Here is a 19,943-nt window from a genome sequence, read left to right as displayed (position 1 = left end):
TATGTTAGACAAAGGAGTTAGTACTACTGTAGAAGACCCACAATTATTTGGACACCCGAAAGGATTGTTCTATTTATTCTTCGCAGAAATGTGGGAGCGTTTCAGTTTCTATGGAATGAGAGCGTTGTTAACGCTGTACATGGTTGAAGAAATATTTAAATCTTTGTCAAATAGAGATTATGCAACTGCAGCAGTGTATGCATCTTATGGTTCTTTAGTGTATGCATCTACGGTTATTGGAGGCCAAATTTCTGATAAAATTTTAGGAATGCGTAGTTCCATTTTTCTAGGTGGAATTTTAATGTCTATTGGTCATTTTGTTTTAGCTGTAGAGAATGATATTGCCTTCTTTTTAGCCTTGGCTTTTATTATTGTTGGTAACGGTTTCTTTAAACCCAATATTTCAACTTTTGTTGGTGCTTTATATAAAGATGGAGACGTAAGGAAAGATTCTGGTTTCACTATTTTTTATATGGGAATTAATATTGGAGGTTGGATTGCGCCTTTATTATGCGGTTGGTTAGCTGTAAAATATGGGTATCATTATGGTTTTGGCTTAGCTGGAATTGGAATGATGACAGGTTTAATTTTCTTTTGGAGCGGTATTAAAAAGAATGTTTTTGGAGACAAAGGTATGCCACCAAGTAAAGAAATCTACGAAAAGAGAATTGCAGGGATTCCTCAAAAAACTTTTATTCCAATAGTAGCAACACTTTGTGTTCCATTAATCGCTTTTGTTTTAGCCTCTTACAAGTCTATTACAACAGATGATACTTTTTTAATTGGTGAAAAAAACTTAGTTGGGCTGGTCTTTTTAGCTATTGGTATTGGAATTGGAATTTATTTAATTAAAATTTTAGCAAGTGTAGAATTAGAACAGAGAAAGAAATTGTTTATGGCAATTTTAATTACTTTTTTCATGACTCTTTTTTGGGGTTTCCACGAATTATCTGGAAGTGTAATTACATTGTTTGCGTCTAGAAATATTGCTTTAGAAGGAATTATGACTGCTAGTCAGACAAATTCATTAAACTCTATGTTTATAATTATTTTAGCTATTCCTATTTCTTTGTTATGGGCTTATTTATCAAAGAAAAACATAAACCCTAGAACACCTTACAAGTTTGGTTTTGGCTTAATATTAGCAGGTATTAGTTTCTATATCTTAGCAATGAGTAAAGGAAGTGCAGATGAAAACGGAATGGTACCTTTTGCTTACTTATTAGTAATGTACTTAATAATATCTATTGGAGAATTATTTATGTCTCCTGTAGGTTTATCTAAAATTACAGATTTATCACCAAAAAGAATTATTGCTTTTATGATGGGAATTTGGTTTTTATCTTCTGCTTATGCTTTTCAAATTGTAGGTTTTATTTCTAAACAATTGGCAGTAGAGAGTACAGATGCTAATGTTGGCGGACTAGATACTTTAGCTATATACACAGACGGATTTGAATTAATAGCAATGTATGCTTTAGGAGCAGGAGTTATTGTTATTGTGCTATCTCCTCTAATGAAAAAATTAATGGGTAACGTACATTAATTATAATATATAAATATTTAAAAACCTTATAAACTAAAATTTATGAGGTTTTTTCATGCCTTAAAACAGCTAAATTATATACTATTAAAAAAAGTTTATTTGTAAATTTGGAACAACAATTTCGACAACACATACTATGAGAAAATTACTATTCATTTTAACAATAACATTGTTTACTATAAATACAAAAGCACAAGACACCATTAAGTGGTTGTCTTTTGAGGAAGCAGTTGCTTTAAATAAAAAGACTCCAAAACCTATTTTAATTGATGTGTACACAGATTGGTGTGGTTATTGTAAAAAAATGGACATGGAAACGTATTCAAATAGAACAATCATAAATGTTATAAATGACAATTTTTATGCTGTTAAATTAGACGGTGAAGAAAAAGAAGACATTGTTTATAAAGATCATACTTTTAAATTTCAGAAAAATGGCAGAAAAGGATTTCATCAATTACCTGCTACTCTGTTAAATGGAAAATTATCTTATCCAACCACTATTTTTCTAACAGAAACAGAAGAATTGATACAAAGTATTCCTGGATATTTAGATAAAAAAATGTTCGAGAAAATACTAGGTTATTTCTCTTCAAACAATTACAAAAATACGAACTGGAAAGACTTTGAAAAAGGTTTTAAAAGTAATTTATAAAGCTAATTTTCTAAAATGAAAGCTCCTTTTTGACCAGTATAATGAAACGGAGTTTCTTGTTTTATTGAAGTGTTTTTCCAACGTGTCACATAACTTTTATAATTAGAACCATCTGCTATTATTAAACTTGGTTCAAGCGTTTTAATTAATCTCTCTAAATTTATTTTTGGAGAATATTGTAAAACTACAATTGGATGCTTCAAATTATTTACTTGATAAATTCCCAAACTATCAATTATTAAAATGTCTTGTTCATTAGATCTGAGGTAACTTTTAAAATCAGTTTTCTGTATACGCTGAATATGTTCAGCAATTCTATAAGATTTCACCGCTTTAATTTCTTTCGTTTTTACGGTATCTAGATCATGCTGTATTTCTAAATTATCACCTTCTCTTTTCCCTATTACAGAAAACCTACTTTTATGAAATACAATAAAAGCTTCTTTCTCATTTGCTGTCTTACCTTCAATAAAATAAAGACTTTGCAATATTAAAATTGAAACTAAAAAGTAGGTTAATCGAATTGTTTTTTTCTTAATCAAAAAAAGAATTCCAGAAAAGATAAAGAAGTAACACCCTAACATCATTAGAAAAGAAATAGCTATTTCTTTAAATAAAAATTGCTCTTGTTGTGATATCCAACTTACAAATTCGTTCATTAAAGAAATTATAGCACCATAAATATCGGCTAAGAATTGTGGCAAAACATTTAATAAAGACATACAGATTATTACAACTCCACCAACTAAAATAGCACCTAAAAAAGGAATGATTACTAAATTAGACAACACAAATAACCCCGGAAATTGCTGAAAATAATAAATACTTAAGGGTAAAATCCCCACTTGTGCAGCAATAGAGACTGTAAATAATTGCCATATTTTTTTATCTAACAAAAATTTTGGTTTGTAAATAGTGGCTAATTTTGGCTGTACCCAAACAATACCAAAAACAGCAAGATAACTTAACTGAAAACCGACATCAAACAGAAACATTGGTTTTACTATTAAAAGAAATAACATCGATGAAATTAGTGAAAATTCTACCACTTTTTTTCTTTGAAAAGATTGCCCGATTGCTAAAAAAGTAAACATGGTTACCGCTCTTACAACGGAAGCTGATAAACCAGCTACAAAAGCGAACATCCACAATAACAAAACAATACAAAAAGCTTTTAAATAAGCACCGTTTTTAAGTCTTTCTAAAGGCTTAAAGAAGAAAGACAAAATCAATAAAATAATACCCACATGCAAACCAGAAACTGCCAAAATATGAATTGCGCCTGCATTTGCATAATCTTCTAAGAGTCCTTTTGAAATATCTTGTCTTTGTCCTAATAACAACGCACTAATTACTGCAAACTCATCATTCTTAAAGTTGAATTTTAATAATGATTCTTGAATTTTATCTCGAAAATTTTCTGAAATCCCAATTAAAGAAACAGAAGAGTTTGAGAGTTTTAAAAACTGAGAACTCTCTAAAAACATTTGATGATGAATGCCTTGTTTTGCTAAATAGGATTTATAATTGAACTGATTTGGATTTAAAGGCGGAATTAAGTTCTTAAAAACAGGATTTACAAACAGTTTATCATCAATTTTAAGCCGGATATTTAAACTGTCTTTTTTAACATTTAATAAAATTTCTCCTCTAGTTCCCTCTTCATTTAATTGAACAACCTCTGCTACATATTTCTCATAATAAAAACCTGGTTTTAAAACTTTAGAAATTCTTAAAATTACTTTAGCATCTTGCTTTGAAAAGTTATTATAATAGTTTTTAAAGTTTCTAGCATCTTGAATATAAACAGTAGAAACACCAATAAAAAAGTATAAAATAAATGCAACGAATGTGATGCCTTTTTTATTCTGAAGAAAAATAAGAGAAATTGATAAAAACAATATAGTAGATAACAACTTCAGTAAACTGAAAGTCCAAATTTGAGTATAAAATTGGATTCCAATTCCTAAAATTAAAAACACTAAAAAGTGTAAAGGCACATATTTTAACAACCTTTTCATAGCAACGGAAAGTTACTAAAAATAAATTATAATATTCTTTTTACTTTCACGAAGGCATCTTTCCAATATTTTTGAGACAATGAGGAAACAATAACACCTCTAGAAGTTGTAGAATGTATAAAACGAATCTGATTTTTTGCAACAGAAACAATCAGTCCAACATGATTAATTCTTCGTCTACTTTTAGAAGTTTTAAAAAAGAGTAAATCTCCCTTTTTAGCTTTTTTTAGAGGAATCTCACCTCCTCTTTTTGCCATGTCTCTAGAAATTCTAGGCAACTGTACATTTTCTTGTAAATAAGAAACATAGACAATCCCAGAGCAATCCATTCCTCTTTTTGTGGTTCCTCCAAATCGATATTTTACGCCTTTATATTTTAAAGCGTTCGAAACAATTTTATCAATTTTAGTTGAAGGTTGTTTTGTCGTTTTTCGAACTGTTTTGGTTGATGAGCAAGAAGCAAGCCCCAAAGAAGTTAAAAGAATTAAAAAATACCATTTTCTCATATTAATAACTCGATTTTAAACCTGCTACAATTTGTGTTGCTACATTTTTAGAGGCACCTTTCCCTCCTAATTTTTTCTCTAAATCGAAGTAATGCAGAAACATTTTTTCTCGATACGAAGCCTCTAAAATATTTGTTAACTCTGCTTTTAAATTTTTGGTATTAAAATCGTCCTGAATTAATTCTTTCACAACTTCCTTGTCCATTATTAAATTAACCAAAGAAATAAACTTTAAAGTAATAATTCTTCTTGCTATTTGGTACGAAATATAACCACCTTTATAACAAACAACTTGCGGTATTTTAAACAAAGCCGTCTCTAATGTTGCTGTACCAGAAGCCACCAAGGCAGCGTAAGAAACACTTAATAGATCGTAGGTTTTATTATTGATAAATGCCACTTCTCTCTGACCAATAATTTCTTGGTAAAAAGAAAAATCTTGACTTGGTGCACCTGCAATGACAAATTGATAATCAGAAAAATCATCTACCAAAGACAACATTACCGACAGCATTTTTGTAATTTCTTGCTTTCTGCTTCCAGGCAATAAAGCAATTATTTTTTTATTACTTAGCTTGTGTTCTTTTCTAAAACCAGCTTCAGAAACTTGGGTTCTATCTGCAATTGCATCAATTAAAGGGTGCCCAACAAAAGCAACTTCATAATTGTATTTCTTGTAAAAATCTTTCTCAAAAGGAAGAATTACAAACAATTTATCTATATCTCTTTTTATATCTTTTACTCTACTTGCTCTACTTGCCCAAACTTGTGGAGAAATGTAATAATTCGTTTTAAATCTGTTTTCTCTTGCCCATTTGGCAACTCGCAAATTAAAACCCGAGTTGTCTATAAAAATAATAACATCTGGGTTAAAGGCTGCAATATCTTTTTTACAAAACTTAATAAAGCCTAAAACTTTAGACAAGTTTTTTAAAACTTCAAAAAAGCCCATAAAAGCTCTTTCTTTATAATGACTCACTAAATTGCCCCCAACAGCTTGCATTAAATCTCCTCCCCAAAAACGAATATCTGCAGTTTTATCTTGCACATATAATTCTTTCATTAAGTTAGCACCATGTAAATCTCCTGAAGCTTCACCGGCAATTATGTAATATTTCATAAGCATTAAGCTATCTGGTCGAGCGCAATCGAGACCGTATTAAAACGACTCCATTGCGCTCGAGGATATATTATTTCTTTTTAAACAAACTTTAATATTAGCGTTGTTAGCGCAATTAAAATAGTAGCCAACAACACTCCTTTTGCGCGATTATCTTGTTTCTTTTTAATAAAAACAAAAAACACAAATAAATTAGGAATTGCAGCTAAAACGAGTACTTTTCCGTACAAACCACCTTCTTTTATCATCTCTAATGTATCATTAAAACTAAATTTAGAAAAATATTCTAAATACAAGAAAATACCACCAAAAGTGGCGAATAATGAAACCAAAACTCCTATTAAAATATCTTTTTTTATAGTTCCCAAGAATTTAATTTTTGAATCATATGATGTGCAGTCATATCAAATTGAACAGGAACTACAGAAACATACCCGTTTTCTAAAGCATAAATATCTGTATCTTGTCCTCTATCTTTATTTACAAACTCACCAGAAAGCCAGTAATATTCTTTTCCTAATGGGTTTTTACGTTTATCAAAAATTTCTTTCCAATATCCATTTGCTTGTCTGCAAATCTTCACTCCTTTTATCTCCTCTTTTTTTAATTTAGGAATATTCACATTCAAAACAATCCCTTCTGGAATACCATTTAACAAAGCATTTAAAGTAATATTTTTTATATATTCTTCTGATGGTTTAAAATCTGCATGCCATTTAAAATCTAGTAAAGAAAAGCCAATTGCGGGCACACCCTCTATTCCTGCTTCTACTGCAGCACTCATTGTTCCTGAATAAATTACGCTTATCGAAGAATTTGCACCGTGATTAATACCAGAAACACATAAATCTGGTTTTCTATTTAAAATTTCATTTACAGCCATTTTTACACAATCTGCAGGTGTTCCAGAGCACGTGTACTCTAATTGCGGACCATCATCAATAGTTATAGGATTACAAGTTAACACATTATCTACCGTAATTGCATGTCCCATTCCGCTTTGCGGACTATCGGGTGCAACAACAACAACATCTCCAATCTTATTCATTATTTTTATTAACGCTCTAATTCCAGGAGCAGTAATTCCATCATCATTTGTAACTAAGATTAACGGTTTTTCTTGCATAATTGTTTATTTTAAATACAAATGTAATTCATTTAAACTATTTTCTTTTTAACAATTCGTAAAGAATAGAACCGTCGTTTTTTATGTAATATTGTAGGATTCACTTTTAAGGTATTCTTAATAAAATTTACAAAAAAAAAGAAAGCAATCCTTCTTTTTAATAATTTGGCATTATTTTAGTAAATTGGTAAATGCAAAAAAGTAATTTTATAATACAAATCACGACAGAAGGTTTATGAAAGTAACAAATAAAATAAGCATTACATTAATAGCATTCTTAATGTTATTTACATCGGTTTATGCAAAAACTGATATAAAAAACTCAGATCCAGAGAAAGACAAAATCTTAGTTTATGTTCTAAAAAATATTTTAACTAGAGGTCATTTCCTAGTAAAAGATATGAATGATGATTTTTCTGAACAAGTTTTTAAAAGTTTTATTGATGGTTTAGATCCAAGTAAACGTTATTTTACTCAAAAAGACATCAAAGAGTTTTCTAAATACAAGTATGAGATTGACAATCAATTATTAAAAGATGATGTGTCTTTTTACAATTTGGTCTATAGTAATTTTACTGAAAAAATTAAGACAGCTAAATCTTATTATGGAGAATTATTAGCACAACCTTTCAATTTTAATAAAAATGAAACGATAGATCTCGATTATGATAAAGTTCCTTTTGCTAAAAACGAAAACGAACTAGTTAACTACTGGCGTAAACAGTTAAAATTAAATGTATTAAGCAGGGTTCAAGGTAAACTAGAAAAACAAGAGGCTAAAGGTAAAAAAGATAAGAAGTTTAAGAAAAAATCTTTTAAAGCTCTAGAAGAAGAAGCAAGAGCAGAGGTTTTAAAAAATATGGATGAGCTGTATTTAAGAATTGAAGAACTAGAGCATGAAGACTGGTTTTCTACATTTTTAAATAGTGTTGTTGGTGCTTTTGATCCTCACACAACCTATATGGCGCCTAGAACAAAAGAACGTTTTGACCAAGATATGTCTGGTAAATTAGAAGGAATTGGAGCACGTCTATTAAAAAAAGGAATTTATACAGAAATTTTTGAATTGGTTTCTGGAGGTCCTGCTTGGAAGCAAGGAGACCTAGAAGCGGGTGATATTATTTTAGAAGTTGCACAAGGAGACGAAGAACCCTTAGATATCGTTGGTATGCGTTTAGATGATGCTATTAAATTTATTAAAGGAAAGAAAGGAACTGAAGTACGATTAACTGTTAAGAAAAAAATGGATGGCTCTACAAGAGTAATTTCTATCATTAGAGATGTGGTAGAGTTAGAAGAAACTTTTGTAAAATCTACCATAGTAGAAAAAGAGGGAAAAAAATATGGTTTAATAGATTTACCTAGGTTTTATATCGATTTCTCTGATAGTAACTCTAGAGATTCTGCAAAGGACATGGAAAAAGAAATAGCACGTTTAAAAAGTGAAAATGTTTCTGGCTTGTTAATCGACTTGAGAAATAATGGTGGTGGTTCTTTAAAGACTGCTATTGAAATTGCAGGTTTATTTATTACAGAAGGTCCTGTTGTTCAAGTAAAATATAGAGGGCAAGAACCAGTTGTAAAAAATGATGTAGACCCTGAAATGCAGTGGGAAGGTTCTGTAGTCGTTTTAGTAAATGAATTATCCGCATCAGCTTCAGAAATTTTTGCTGCAGCAATGCAAGATTATGGACGCGCTGTAATTATAGGAGGAAATCAGACTTACGGAAAAGGTACTGTACAGAGTGTAATTCCTATTAATAATTTTTACCCGAAGTACGAAGAAGATTTAGGTGCAATAAAAATGACGATTCAGAAATTCTACAGAGTTAATGGTGGCTCTACACAAATTGAAGGTGTCTATTCTGACATTGCAATGCCAGATAGATATAGTTATATGAATTTTGGAGAAAGAGATTTAGATGGCGCTTTAATTTGGGACAAAGTTCCGCAAGCAAATTACACCAAAACAAACTCTTATGAGAACTTCTCTGACGTTGTAAATGAAAGTAAAAATAGAATAGCATCAGACACAAAATTTAAGTTGATAAATGAGTATGCTAAATGGCTGAAGAAAAACCAAGAAGACACTTCTTATTCTCTTAATTTTAAAGATTTTTCTAAAGAAAGTGAGTTGTTAGAAAAAGCTTCAAAAAAATACACAGATGCTTTTAAATATGAATCTAACCTTAGCTTTCAGTCTCCTAAATACGAATTTCCTTTAATAGAAAAAGATAGTGTTTTGGCTGATAAAAGAAATGCATGGCATAAGAGTTTAGCTAAAGATATTTATGTAGCAGAAGCATTAAATGTTTTAAAAGAATTAAAACTAAAAAATACTACAGAAATAGTAAAACACTAACTAATAAACAACCTATAATACCTGATGAATTAAAAACTTATCAGGTATTTTAATATCTAAAATATGAGTTTTCAAGTAACCTTTGCAACAAAATGGTCCGACTTTGACCCAAACAGACACATGCGCCACACCGCTTATAATGATTATGCTGCGGAAGTAAGAGTGCGTTATTTTGCCAAACATAACTTTTCTATTGATGAATTTACCAAACATAACCTTGGTCCTATTTTATTTACAGAAGAAACTTCTTTTAGAAAAGAAATTCATTTAGGAGAAAACATCACCGTAAACTTAAAATTACAAGGATTATCTGAAAACAACGAGCGTTGGAAAATTGTTCACGAAGTTTTTAATGAAGCCGGAAAATTGTCTGCAATCATAAAAGTCTATGGTGCTTGGATAGATTTAACAAAAAGAAAACTAAGAACACCTCCAGTTGAAACCAAAGAAATGTTTGATTTTGCTGAAAGAGCCGAAGATTTCGAAATTATTTCGTTAAAAAAATAAAGATTATAAATATACTTCTAATAGTTTACTTTTTTCTGACAAAGATTTCAACTCAATAGTATCTATTGAAGCTGGTAACAAAATAGTTTCTCCTTTTTTAAGCGAGAAGCTTTTTTTGTTGTGAGATAACTCTAAATCTCCGTCAACACAAATATAAATCACAAAAGAATCTAAATTCGTATAATCTTTTTGAATCGTTCCTTCAACAATTAAAAAATTAGAAGTAAAATAAGGCGAGTGTACCAATTCATTAGACACATTGGTTTTAGTTTCATACGTCGTTTTATAAGTATCATGACATTCAAAATCGATCACATCTTTTGCCAAATCATTGTGCAAATCTCTTAATTCACCTGTTTTTGCATCTACTCTATTATAATCGTAAATACGATAGGTAATATCTGAAGTTTGTTGAATCTCTGCCAACAAGACACCAGAACCAATCGCATGTACTCTTCCTGTAGGAATGTAAAAAGTATCTCCTTCTGCCACGTTTTCATGATGCATTACTTCTAAAATTGAACCATCTGCAACATATGTATCATACGCTGTCTTATCAATTTCTTTATCAAAACCAACAATCAACTCCGCATCTTTATCAGCTTCCATTACATACCACATTTCATTCTTCCCGAAAGAGTTGTGGCGTTCTTTTGCTATTTCGTTACCAGGATGCACTTGTATAGACAACGGTGTTTTAGCATCTATAAACTTAATTAATAATGGAAACTCATTCCCAAATTGTTTATAAACAGCTTCTCCTAAAAATGCTCCTTTGTACTCTTCTGTTAAATCTCTAAGCGTTTTTCCTTCAAAAAAACCGCTAGCAACAACAGTTTCATCATTTTCTACATCAGAAACCTCCCAAGATTCACCAATGTTCGTTTCAGAATACTCTTTATTTAATACTGATTTTAACTTATTTCCTCCCCAAAGTCTGTATTTAAAAAGAGGTGTAAATTTTAAAGGATGTAATTTCATAGCGTTAAATAGGTTTTTTAGAATAAAAAAAAGACCGAAGCTTTCACTTCGGTCTTATCATTTGTACAGGCGGAGAGACTCGAACTCTCACACCTCGCGGCACTAGATCCTAAGTCTAGCGTGTCTACCAATTCCACCACGCCTGCAACTTATCCGAAGATTCGGGATGCAAATATAAACAATACTTCCAAACTACAAACTTGTTCATTATAATTTTTCTATTTTTGATGAAGAAATAAAAAACAATTCAAATGAGTACAATTCAATCGTATATTCAAGAAAACAAAAATCGCTTTTTAGACGAGCTAATCAGTTTATTAGAAATACCATCTGTAAGTGCCGATAAAGCCTACAAAAAAGACGTTTTAAACACAGCCGATTTTGTGCTAGAAAGTCTTAAAAAAGCAGGTTGTGACCACGTAGAAATTTGCGAAACTCCAGGATATCCAATAATTTATGGAGAAAAAATTATTGATAAAAATTTACCAACAGTGCTCGTTTATGGTCATTATGACGTTCAACCAGCAGATCCTATTGAATTATGGACGTCTCCTCCATTCGAACCGGTCATTAAAAAAACGGAAATTCACCCAGAAGGAGCAATTTTTGCAAGAGGTGCTTGTGATGATAAAGGGCAAATGTACATGCATATAAAAGCAATGGAATATATGACTTCAACAGGTAATTTGCCTTGTAATGTAAAATTTATGATTGAAGGTGAAGAAGAAGTTGGTTCTGAAAGTTTAGCTTGGTTTGTACCTAGAAATAAAGAAAAGTTAGCAAATGATGTAATTTTAATTTCTGATACAGGAATGATTGCAAACGATATTCCATCAATAACTACTGGTTTACGTGGTTTAAGTTATGTTGAAGTGGAAGTTACAGGACCAAATAGAGATTTACATTCTGGTTTGTATGGAGGCGCGGTTGCAAATCCTATCAATATTTTGACAAAAATGATTGCTTCTTTACATGATGAGAACAATCATATAACCATTCCTGGTTTTTATGACAATGTCGAAGAATTATCCAAAGAAGAAAGAGCAGAAATGGCAAAAGCACCTTTTTCTTTAGAAAATTATAAAAAAGCCTTAGATATTGACGAAGTTCACGGCGAAAAAGGATATTCTACAAATGAAAGAAATGCAATTAGACCTACTTTAGACGTAAACGGAATTTGGGGTGGCTATATTGGTGAAGGCGCAAAAACAGTAATTGCTAGTAAAGCGTTTGCTAAAATTTCTATGCGTTTGGTTCCTAATCAAGATTGGAGAGAAATTACACAGTTATTTAAAACTCATTTCGAAAGTATTGCACCAAAATCTGTTACAGTACTTGTAAAACCACATCATGGCGGACAAGGTTATGTAACGCCAACGGATAATATTGCGTACCAAGCAGCAAGCAAAGCATACGAAACTAGTTTTGGTAAAACGCCAATTCCACAGAGAAGCGGCGGTAGTATTCCTATTGTTTCTTTGTTTGAAAAAGAATTAAAAAGCAAGACTATTTTAATGGGGTTTGGTTTAGATTCAGATGCAATTCACTCGCCAGATGAACATTTCGGAGTTTGGAATTATTTAAAAGGGATTGAAACCATTCCGTATTTTTATAAATATTTCACAGAATTATCAAAATAAAATAAGTAGACGTATGAGAAAATCAACTTTAACTAAAGCTTTAATTTTTAGTATCTTTTCGATACTACTATTAAGTTGTTCTAATTCTAAAGAACAAAAACAATTTACAGTTGCAGAATATGAAGCTGCAGCAAAACACATGGACAGAGGTTTATATAGCTTAGTCTACAACCAAGTTTCTGGAAGTTCATTTGTAAACGGAAATAAACTTCTGTATTCAACTACAAATAAAGACGGAAAATCATTTATTTTGGTGGATGCAAATTCTAAAACAAAAGAAGCTGCTTTTAACCATGAAAAATTAGCGGAAGCTTTGTCTAAAGAAATGGACAAAGAAATAAAAGCAACTGATTTACCAATTTATAGCGTTTCTTTTTCTGAAGATTTAAAAATGTTGCATTTTACTGCTTCTAAACAAAAATATTCTTATAATCTGGCAGATAATTCACTCTCTAAAAATTCATCAGAAAGTAAAAATATAAGCAGAAATGAGCACATTTCTCCTAACGGAAAGTTAGCGATTTACATAAATAACTTTAACCTTTGGGTTCGTAATTTAGAAACCGACAAGAAAACGCAACTTACTTTCGATGGGATCGAAGATTATGGCTATGCAACTAATAATGCAGGTTGGACTAAAAGTGATGGAGCCGTTTTAAAATGGTCTCCAAATTCGGATAAAATCGCAACATTTCAACAAGACGCTAGAGGTGTTGGTATGATGTATTTAACATCTACAAATGTTGGGCACCCAAGATTAGAAGCTTGGAAACATCCGTTACCAGGAGATGATAAAATTTTTACCATTGAACGTGTAATTATTCATTTAGAGAACAAGCCAAAAACGGTCCGTTTAAAAATGGACAAAGATTTTCAAAGAGGTTCTACAACAGATCATATTGCAGATTGGAACAATGAGTTATTAGATGCACAATGGAACAAAGATGGAACAAAATTTGCTTTTGTTTCTGGTTCTAGAGATCATAAAATTGCACATTTACAAATTGCAGATGCAGCAACTGGTAACGTCGAATCTATTCATAAAGAAGAAGTAGCAACCTATTATGAGTCTGGTGTGAATGTAGAAAACTGGAAAGTATTATTCGATTCTAATGAATTTATCTGGTATTCAGAAAAATCAAATTGGGGTCACATTTATTTGTATGATTTAGAAACTAAAAAGTTAAAAAATCAGATTACTTCTGGTGATTTCTTAGTGAAACAAATCAAAAATATTGACGAAAAAAACAGACAAATTTATTTTTCTGCAGGAGGAAAAGAAGAAGGAAATCCTTATCATAATTATTACTATAAAGTAAATTTCGATGGTACTAACTTCATCAACTTAACACCTTCTAAAGGAACACATACTGTTGCTTTCTCAGCAGACTATTCGATGTTAGTAGATACATATTCTACAACTACAAATGCACCAATTGCAGTTTTAAGAAATGGTAATGGAGAAAAAATAATGGATCTAGAAGCTGCAGATATTTCAGCATTAAAAGAAAGTAACTGGCAAGAACCTGTTGAGTTCAAGGTAAAAGCAAGAGATGAAAAAACAGACATTTATGGTATTATGTGTTTGCCTTCTCATTATGATGAATCTAAAAAGTATCCTGTTTTAAATTATATTTATCCTGGCCCACAATCTGGAAGTGTTGGTAATTATGGTTTTAGACCGGTTTGGAGTGATTACCAAGCAGTTGCAGAACTAGGTTTTGTGGTAATTGCTGTTGATGGTATGGGAACACCAATGCGCTCTAAATCTTTTCATGACGCATATTATGGAAACATGGGTGATAATGGTTTGCCAGATAATATTACTGCAATTAAACAACTAGCGCAAAAATATAAAGGAATGGACATTGAAAGAGTTGGTATTTGGGGACATTCTGGTGGCGGATTCGCTTCTACAAGAGCTGTTTTTGCATATCCTGAATTTTATGATGTTGCTGTTTCTGGTGCTGGAAACCACGATAATAGAAATTACGAAGCAGATTGGGGAGAAAAATGGCAAGGGCTTTTGGTTGATGGAAAGATAGAAGGAACTACAAATTATGACAACCAAGCAAATCAATTAATGGCAAAAAACTTAAAAGGAAAGCTATTAATTACGCATGGTTCTATGGATAATAATGTACCCCCATCTAACACTATGTTAGTTGTTGAAGCTTTAATTAAAGCGAACAAAGATTTTGACATGATTTTATATCCGAATAAAAGACATGGCTATGGAGATATGACAAAATATATGACCCGTAAACGTTGGGATTATTTTGTAACGCATTTATTAGGTGCAAAACCAGCAGAAAGTTTTAAATTAAAATAAAAAATTATTTATGAAAAATTCATTTTATGTATTCGTCTTTTTAATTATTTTTTCTTCTTGTAAAGACAAACCACAAGGTTTATTGCAAGAAAAAAGTGAATTTTCTAGACAAGATACCCTTAGAGGATCTATTACACCAGAAAGAATTTGGTGGGATTTAACGTATTATCATTTAGAGGTGGAAGTAAATCCTGATAAAAAATTTATATCTGGTAAAAACACTATTAAATATAAAGTTTTAAGTGTTTATAAAACAATGCAAGTTGATTTACAAACTCCTTTAAAAATCACGAAGGTTACGCAAGACGATAAAGAGTTAGAAGTCATTCATGAAGGAAATGCGCATTTTATTAAACTTACCAAAGACCAAATAATAGGCAATACAGAAAGTGTTGTTGTTTATTATGAAGGAAATCCTAAAGAAGCGGTTAGAGCACCTTGGGATGGCGGTTTTTCATGGAAGAAAGACAAAAATGGCAATCATTTTGTAGCTACTTCTTGCCAAGGTTTAGGTGCAAGCGTTTGGTGGCCTTGTAAAGATCACATGTATGATGAAGTTGAAAGTATGCGTATTAGCGTAACGGTTCCTAGTCATTTAATGGACGTTTCTAATGGTCGATTAGAAAGTGTAGAAGATCACGGAGACACGAAAACCTACAACTGGTTTGTAGACAACCCAATAAATAATTATGGAATTAATGTAAATATTGGTGATTATGCTCATTTTTCTGAAGTTTATAATGGAGAAAAAGGAGATTTAGACATGGATTATTACGTGCTAAAACACAATCTAGAAAAAGCAAAAAAACATTTTAAAGATGCTCCAAGAATGATGAAGGCTTTTGAACATTGGTTTGGACCATATCCTTTTTATGAAGATGGATTTAAATTGGTAGAAGTGCCTTACTTAGGAATGGAACACCAAAGCTCTGTTACTTATGGGAATGAATATAAACAAGGCTATTTAGGTAGAGATTTATCTGGAACCGGTTGGGGTTTAAAATTCGATTTTATTATTATTCACGAAGCGGGGCACGAATGGTTTGCTAATAATATTACCAATAAAGACATTGCAGATATGTGGATTCATGAAAGTTTTACAAACTATTCTGAAAGTTTATTTTTAGACTATTATTATGGTAAAAAAGCATCATCTGAATATGTAATTGGACTTAGAGATGCAATTGCTAATGAAGGAACCATCATTGGAAAATACAATGTAAATAAAGAAGGATCTGGTGACATGTATAACAAAGGTGGTAACATGTTACATACCTTAAGACAATGGATAGATAATGATGAAAAATGGCGTATAATTCTTCGGAAAATGAACAAAGAATTTTATCATCAGACAGTGGAAACCAAGCAAATTGAAGATTTTTTAAGTAGAGAAACTGGTTTTGATTTGAATCCATTTTTTAATCAATATTTAAGAACTATTAAAATCCCCACGTTAACGTATACTATTGAAAACAATGTATTAACCTATAAATGGACAAATATTGTTGAGGATTTTAAAATGCCTTTAAAGGTTTTTATTAATGATAAAGAGGAATGGATTTATCCAACTTCAGAAAATCAAAAAATAAGTTTCGAAATTAAAGACACCACTTTTAAAGTAGATCCGAATTTTTATATTTTCACAAAAAACTAAGACAAAAAAAGGCCGCTTCTAGCGGCTTTTTTTTATTTAATAAAATATGCTTTTATAATGTAATCTACTTTCGGATATTCTTTTCTTAAAAAAGTATTTCCACGTTTGTTAATTTCCCCTTGTTGCCTTCCTAATTTATCGCCATATCCATCATAGAATTTCAGCACATTTTCTTGACCAGAAATCACTTTTGCTACCACAGGAAAACCTGTAACACCAGAATACGCTAAGGTATTTAAACGATCATTATCCTTTAAATTGATAAAAATCTGATTCGTTCTTGTTTTTACGCCACCTCTTGCAAATGAAATGGTCATCGAATCGTTTTTCATTACAACTGGCTCATCTTCGATACCTTTGTTAGACCAACTTTTGTTTATTAAGGAATCGTTGTGTATTCCAAATTGCGCAACAAAATTTGGCACTACTCTATAAATAGCTACATCATTATAATACTCATATTTAATTAATTGATACAATCTATCAACCCCTTTTGGAGACCATTCTCTTTTTGCTTCAATATCAAAATTACCCTGAGTCGTTTCAAATCTTGCTTTAAAACTAATTGGTGCTTCCTTTTCTAACCATTTTTTTTTGAATTTTTTAGTTGCGCAAGCAGATAAAAGAACAACAATTGCTAATAATACTATTTTATTTTTCATTTATTTTCGTTGGTTTTTCTCTTTAATAGCAGCAAATATAACAAAATCATAAATTAAACATGTACTCTACATTTGTAGAATACATTTTTTTCTTCTATGTTTGTAGAGTAATAAATAGCTTAATTATGCAATTATCTAAAACTGAAGAACAATTAATGCAATATTTATGGAAACGTAAAAAGGCATTTTTAAAGGATTTATTAGAAGATTTCCCAGAACCAAAACCTGCAACAACAACCGTAGCTACTTTATTAAAACGAATAAACGACAAAGGTTTTATCAACTATAAATTATTTGGAAAATCGAGAGAATATTATCCGTTGATTAAAAAGACAGATTATTTTTCTAATCATGTAAACGGGTTGATTAAAAACTTTTTCAACGATTCTGCGAGTCAGTTTGCGTCTTTCTTTACCAAAGAAACAAACCTTTCTACAGAAGAATTAGAAGACTTAAAGAAGATAATTGACAATCAAATTAAAAAGCAACAGAAATGATTATTTACATTCTAAAATCTGCAAGTTGCCTCGCATTATTATTATTTTTCTATCACCTTGTTTTAGAAAAAGAGAAGATGCACAACTTTAACCGTTTCTACTTATTAGGAAGTGTTTTGTTTTCTTTTTTAGCTCCGCTAACAACATTTACAACCTATATAAAGCAAGAAATAATAGCTACAAGAGATGTAACTATAGTTCCAAATTACATTAATAATTCAGTGTTAATTACTAAAGAAAGCACCATCGATTATTATCAAATTCTAATAGGCATCTATTGTTTGATTTCTGCACTATTCTTACTTCGATTTAGTTATAATTTATTTAAAATAATTAAGAAAATCAATATAAACGAAAAAATAAAACAAGACCATGCGACCTTAATTTTGGTAACAGACAAAATTCTACCACATACGTTCTGGAGCTACATCTTTATAAATAAAGCTGCTTATGAAAACGGAGAAATTGAAGAAGAGCTTTTTACACATGAATTAACGCACGTAACCCAAAAACACACCTTTGATGTTTTAATTATTGAATTATTACAAGCTGTTTTTTGGATCAATCCGCTTTATATATTCTTAAAGAAAGCTGTTCAATTAAATCATGAATTTTTAGCAGACGAAAACGTAATCAATCAACATAAAAACACGTTCCAATACCAGTATTTATTATTGAATAAAGCTGCTTGGAACAACGAATATTACTTGGCCAGTAATTTGAATTATTCACTTACTAAAAAACGATTAAAAATGATGACAACACAAAGTTCACGCAGCATCATCTTGTTAAAAAAACTGGCGGTAATTCCGCTTTTAACAGGGTTTGTCTTCCTCTTTGCAGAAAGAGTTGAAGCACAGGAAAAAGAAGAAATTATTGAGACAATTGTTGAAGATGTTCCTTTTAAAGATAAATCTGAAGAAAATCTATATAAAGAATATTATTATAAAAATTTAACCACTCAAAGAAAAGGTAAAGATGGTAAATATATTATTAAAAAATATCAGGAATTAAATACTGAAGAAAAGGGGCGATTAATTCCGCCTCCACCTTTAAAACTTGAAAAAAAAATCCCTACAAAAAAGCAATTCGAAGATTTAAAAGACAACACTAAATATGCGGTTTGGATTGATGGAAAAGTTGTTAAAAATGAAGTTTTAAATAAATATAAGAATTCAGATTTTGCCAGATATTCTAACAGTTTTGTACACAAAAACGCAAGAAGCAAACGTTTCCCTCAAAAAAACCAAGCAAGTTTAGAAACCAAAGAATATTTTAAAGCTCAGAATACAAAAAGAGTTAAAGACTTTGAAATTTATAAGGAAATTCACAAAAAATTGGGTGAAGCTGAATGGCAAAAATTACCTAACGGAGAAAAAATTAAAATTATTGAAAATCCTAAGATTGAAACAGTAGAAGAAAATTATTCTAAACACAGTGGAGAAAAAGTTAATACTGGTTTTAAAGATATAAATGGAATAAACCATTATTTTGTAACTGTTGGCAATAAAACAAAATACTATAATAAAGAAGGTAAACAAACCAACGAAAAAGGGGCTTCTATTTCCAATAGAAAGGCGAGTTCAAGTAATATAATTCCAGGAAATCATGTTACAAAAATATATTTTGATGGAAAAATATTTTGTAAATTTAATGACAATATTCCAAGTAAAAGAGTTAATAAAAATTATATAGATGCTACTATCCATAGTAGTAAATCATCTAAACAAAGTATTAGTCCAATTCAGTTACAGCTAGAAGATGTTAAGAAGTTATACGAAAGAGTAAACTCACCTTTAAATGTTTATAACAGGAAAAATAATTATTATGAAGAAGATAGACAAGAAAAACCTCACTTTGTAAGAAGTTCTAGAGAAAGACAAGAAGAATTAAAAGGTAAATTTTCTAAATTAGGAACTTTATATTTTAAACTTTCAAAAGAAGATAAAAAGAAAGTAACAAGACCAATTCTTCCACATGCCCCATATTTAAAATTAAAAAAGAATAATAAAGTCTTTTATAAATTAAAAAATGAATTAACAGAGGAAGATAAATTATTAATCCCACCACCACCTCCTGCTCCAAATGCTTCAAATGAAGAAATTTTAAAAGCTAAAAAAGCATATTCAGATTGGAAGAAAAGAACCAGCAATGGCAATGCTCCTCCGCCACCTTCAATAGTAAATAAAAAGTAAAAAATTACTGTTACCAATTTCGAAATTACTTTTACAAAAAAGAAGAACCGATTAGAGTTAAAATGTTTTATAGGTTGCGCTTGGAAATAAATTTCACTACAAATAATGTAAAAATTGATAAATTTGGTATGACTAATAA

The 19,943-nt window shown here is 30.6% G+C and carries 16 protein-coding genes and 1 tRNA gene; 9 read left to right on the top strand and 8 right to left on the bottom strand.

Annotated features, from left to right (window positions below):
• Position 1: 1 nt before the first annotated feature.
• Together CW731_RS14015 and CW731_RS14010 are read left to right on the top strand one after the other, a co-directional pair.
• Positions 2–1,546 (top strand): peptide MFS transporter, encoded by a 1,545-nt coding sequence (locus CW731_RS14015; RefSeq protein WP_100947309.1) that lies wholly within the window; start codon positions 2–4, stop codon positions 1,544–1,546.
• Positions 1,547–1,682: 136 nt separating this feature from the next.
• Positions 1,683–2,201 (top strand): DUF255 domain-containing protein, encoded by a 519-nt coding sequence (locus CW731_RS14010; protein ID WP_100947308.1) that lies wholly within the window; start codon positions 1,683–1,685, stop codon positions 2,199–2,201.
• A 2-nt stretch (positions 2,202–2,203) separates the two neighbouring features.
• Here the strand turns inward: CW731_RS14010 and CW731_RS14005 are convergent, their stop codons facing one another.
• The 5 genes from CW731_RS14005 to surE all read right to left on the bottom strand — a co-directional run bounded on the left by CW731_RS14005 (position 2,204) and on the right by surE (position 6,974).
• Positions 2,204–4,222: a ComEC/Rec2 family competence protein gene (locus CW731_RS14005; protein WP_198519823.1), complete on the bottom strand. Its 2,019-nt coding sequence runs from the start codon at positions 4,220–4,222 to the stop codon at positions 2,204–2,206.
• Positions 4,223–4,248: 26 nt separating this feature from the next.
• Positions 4,249–4,728, bottom strand: a complete 480-nt coding sequence (locus CW731_RS14000) for a C40 family peptidase (RefSeq protein WP_100947307.1) — start codon at positions 4,726–4,728, stop codon at positions 4,249–4,251.
• Position 4,729: 1 nt separating this feature from the next.
• Complete coding sequence (gene lpxB, locus CW731_RS13995; RefSeq protein ID WP_100947725.1) at positions 4,730–5,848, bottom strand: lipid-A-disaccharide synthase; 1,119 nt, start codon at positions 5,846–5,848, stop codon at positions 4,730–4,732.
• 80 nt (positions 5,849–5,928) lie between these two features.
• The gene (locus CW731_RS13990; protein WP_100947306.1) at positions 5,929–6,216 is read right to left on the bottom strand and encodes a hypothetical protein; all 288 of its coding nucleotides are present in this window, start codon (positions 6,214–6,216) and stop codon (positions 5,929–5,931) included.
• Positions 6,204–6,974: a 5'/3'-nucleotidase SurE gene (gene surE / locus CW731_RS13985; protein ID WP_100947305.1), complete on the bottom strand. Its 771-nt coding sequence runs from the start codon at positions 6,972–6,974 to the stop codon at positions 6,204–6,206. The genes CW731_RS13990 and surE overlap by 13 nt, the downstream gene beginning before the upstream one ends.
• A gap of 235 nt (positions 6,975–7,209) precedes the next feature.
• On the opposite strand from surE, the gene CW731_RS13980 reads away from it, so the two are divergent.
• Together CW731_RS13980 and CW731_RS13975 are read left to right on the top strand one after the other, a co-directional pair.
• Complete coding sequence (locus tag CW731_RS13980) at positions 7,210–9,336, top strand: carboxy terminal-processing peptidase (RefSeq protein WP_100947304.1); 2,127 nt, start codon at positions 7,210–7,212, stop codon at positions 9,334–9,336.
• A 63-nt stretch (positions 9,337–9,399) separates the two neighbouring features.
• Positions 9,400–9,843: a thioesterase family protein gene (locus tag CW731_RS13975; RefSeq protein WP_100947303.1), complete on the top strand. Its 444-nt coding sequence runs from the start codon at positions 9,400–9,402 to the stop codon at positions 9,841–9,843.
• 3 nt (positions 9,844–9,846) lie between these two features.
• On the opposite strand, the gene CW731_RS13970 is transcribed toward CW731_RS13975, so the two are convergent.
• Both CW731_RS13970 and CW731_RS13965 read right to left on the bottom strand, forming a co-directional pair.
• The gene (locus CW731_RS13970) at positions 9,847–10,824 is read right to left on the bottom strand and encodes a type I phosphomannose isomerase catalytic subunit (protein ID WP_100947302.1); all 978 of its coding nucleotides are present in this window, start codon (positions 10,822–10,824) and stop codon (positions 9,847–9,849) included.
• Positions 10,825–10,888: 64 nt separating this feature from the next.
• A tRNA-Leu gene (locus CW731_RS13965) sits at positions 10,889–10,970 on the bottom strand.
• A 105-nt stretch (positions 10,971–11,075) separates the two neighbouring features.
• On the opposite strand from CW731_RS13965, the gene CW731_RS13960 reads away from it, so the two are divergent.
• From CW731_RS13960 to CW731_RS13950, 3 genes are read left to right on the top strand one after another with little or no spacing between them, the layout of a single operon-like run.
• Positions 11,076–12,464, top strand: a complete 1,389-nt coding sequence (locus tag CW731_RS13960) for a dipeptidase (protein WP_100947301.1) — start codon at positions 11,076–11,078, stop codon at positions 12,462–12,464.
• 13 nt (positions 12,465–12,477) lie between these two features.
• Positions 12,478–14,796, top strand: a complete 2,319-nt coding sequence (locus CW731_RS13955; protein ID WP_232734681.1) for a DPP IV N-terminal domain-containing protein — start codon at positions 12,478–12,480, stop codon at positions 14,794–14,796.
• 10 nt (positions 14,797–14,806) lie between these two features.
• On the top strand, positions 14,807–16,450 hold the full coding sequence (locus tag CW731_RS13950; protein ID WP_100947300.1) for a M1 family metallopeptidase: 1,644 nt from the start codon (positions 14,807–14,809) through the stop codon (positions 16,448–16,450).
• 32 nt (positions 16,451–16,482) lie between these two features.
• On the opposite strand, the gene CW731_RS13945 is transcribed toward CW731_RS13950, so the two are convergent.
• Positions 16,483–17,112 (bottom strand): peptidylprolyl isomerase, encoded by a 630-nt coding sequence (locus CW731_RS13945; RefSeq protein ID WP_100947299.1) that lies wholly within the window; start codon positions 17,110–17,112, stop codon positions 16,483–16,485.
• Between the two features lie 125 nt (positions 17,113–17,237).
• Here CW731_RS13945 and CW731_RS13940 point away from each other — a divergent pair, with 125 nt between their 5' ends.
• Together CW731_RS13940 and CW731_RS13935 are read left to right on the top strand one after the other, a co-directional pair.
• Entirely contained in the window at positions 17,238–17,609 is a 372-nt protein-coding gene (locus CW731_RS13940; RefSeq protein WP_100947298.1) for a BlaI/MecI/CopY family transcriptional regulator, read from the top strand.
• Positions 17,606–19,804 carry a M56 family metallopeptidase gene (locus CW731_RS13935; RefSeq protein ID WP_100947297.1) on the top strand — a complete coding sequence of 733 codons (2,199 nt, stop codon included), beginning with the start codon at positions 17,606–17,608 and terminating at the stop codon, positions 19,802–19,804. The genes CW731_RS13940 and CW731_RS13935 overlap by 4 nt, the downstream gene beginning before the upstream one ends.
• Positions 19,805–19,943: the final 139 nt, after the last annotated feature.

This window comes from Polaribacter sp. ALD11 (genome assembly GCF_002831685.1).
Classification (GTDB): domain Bacteria; phylum Bacteroidota; class Bacteroidia; order Flavobacteriales; family Flavobacteriaceae; genus Polaribacter.
This window is presented reverse-complemented; position numbering and strand designations above follow the sequence as displayed.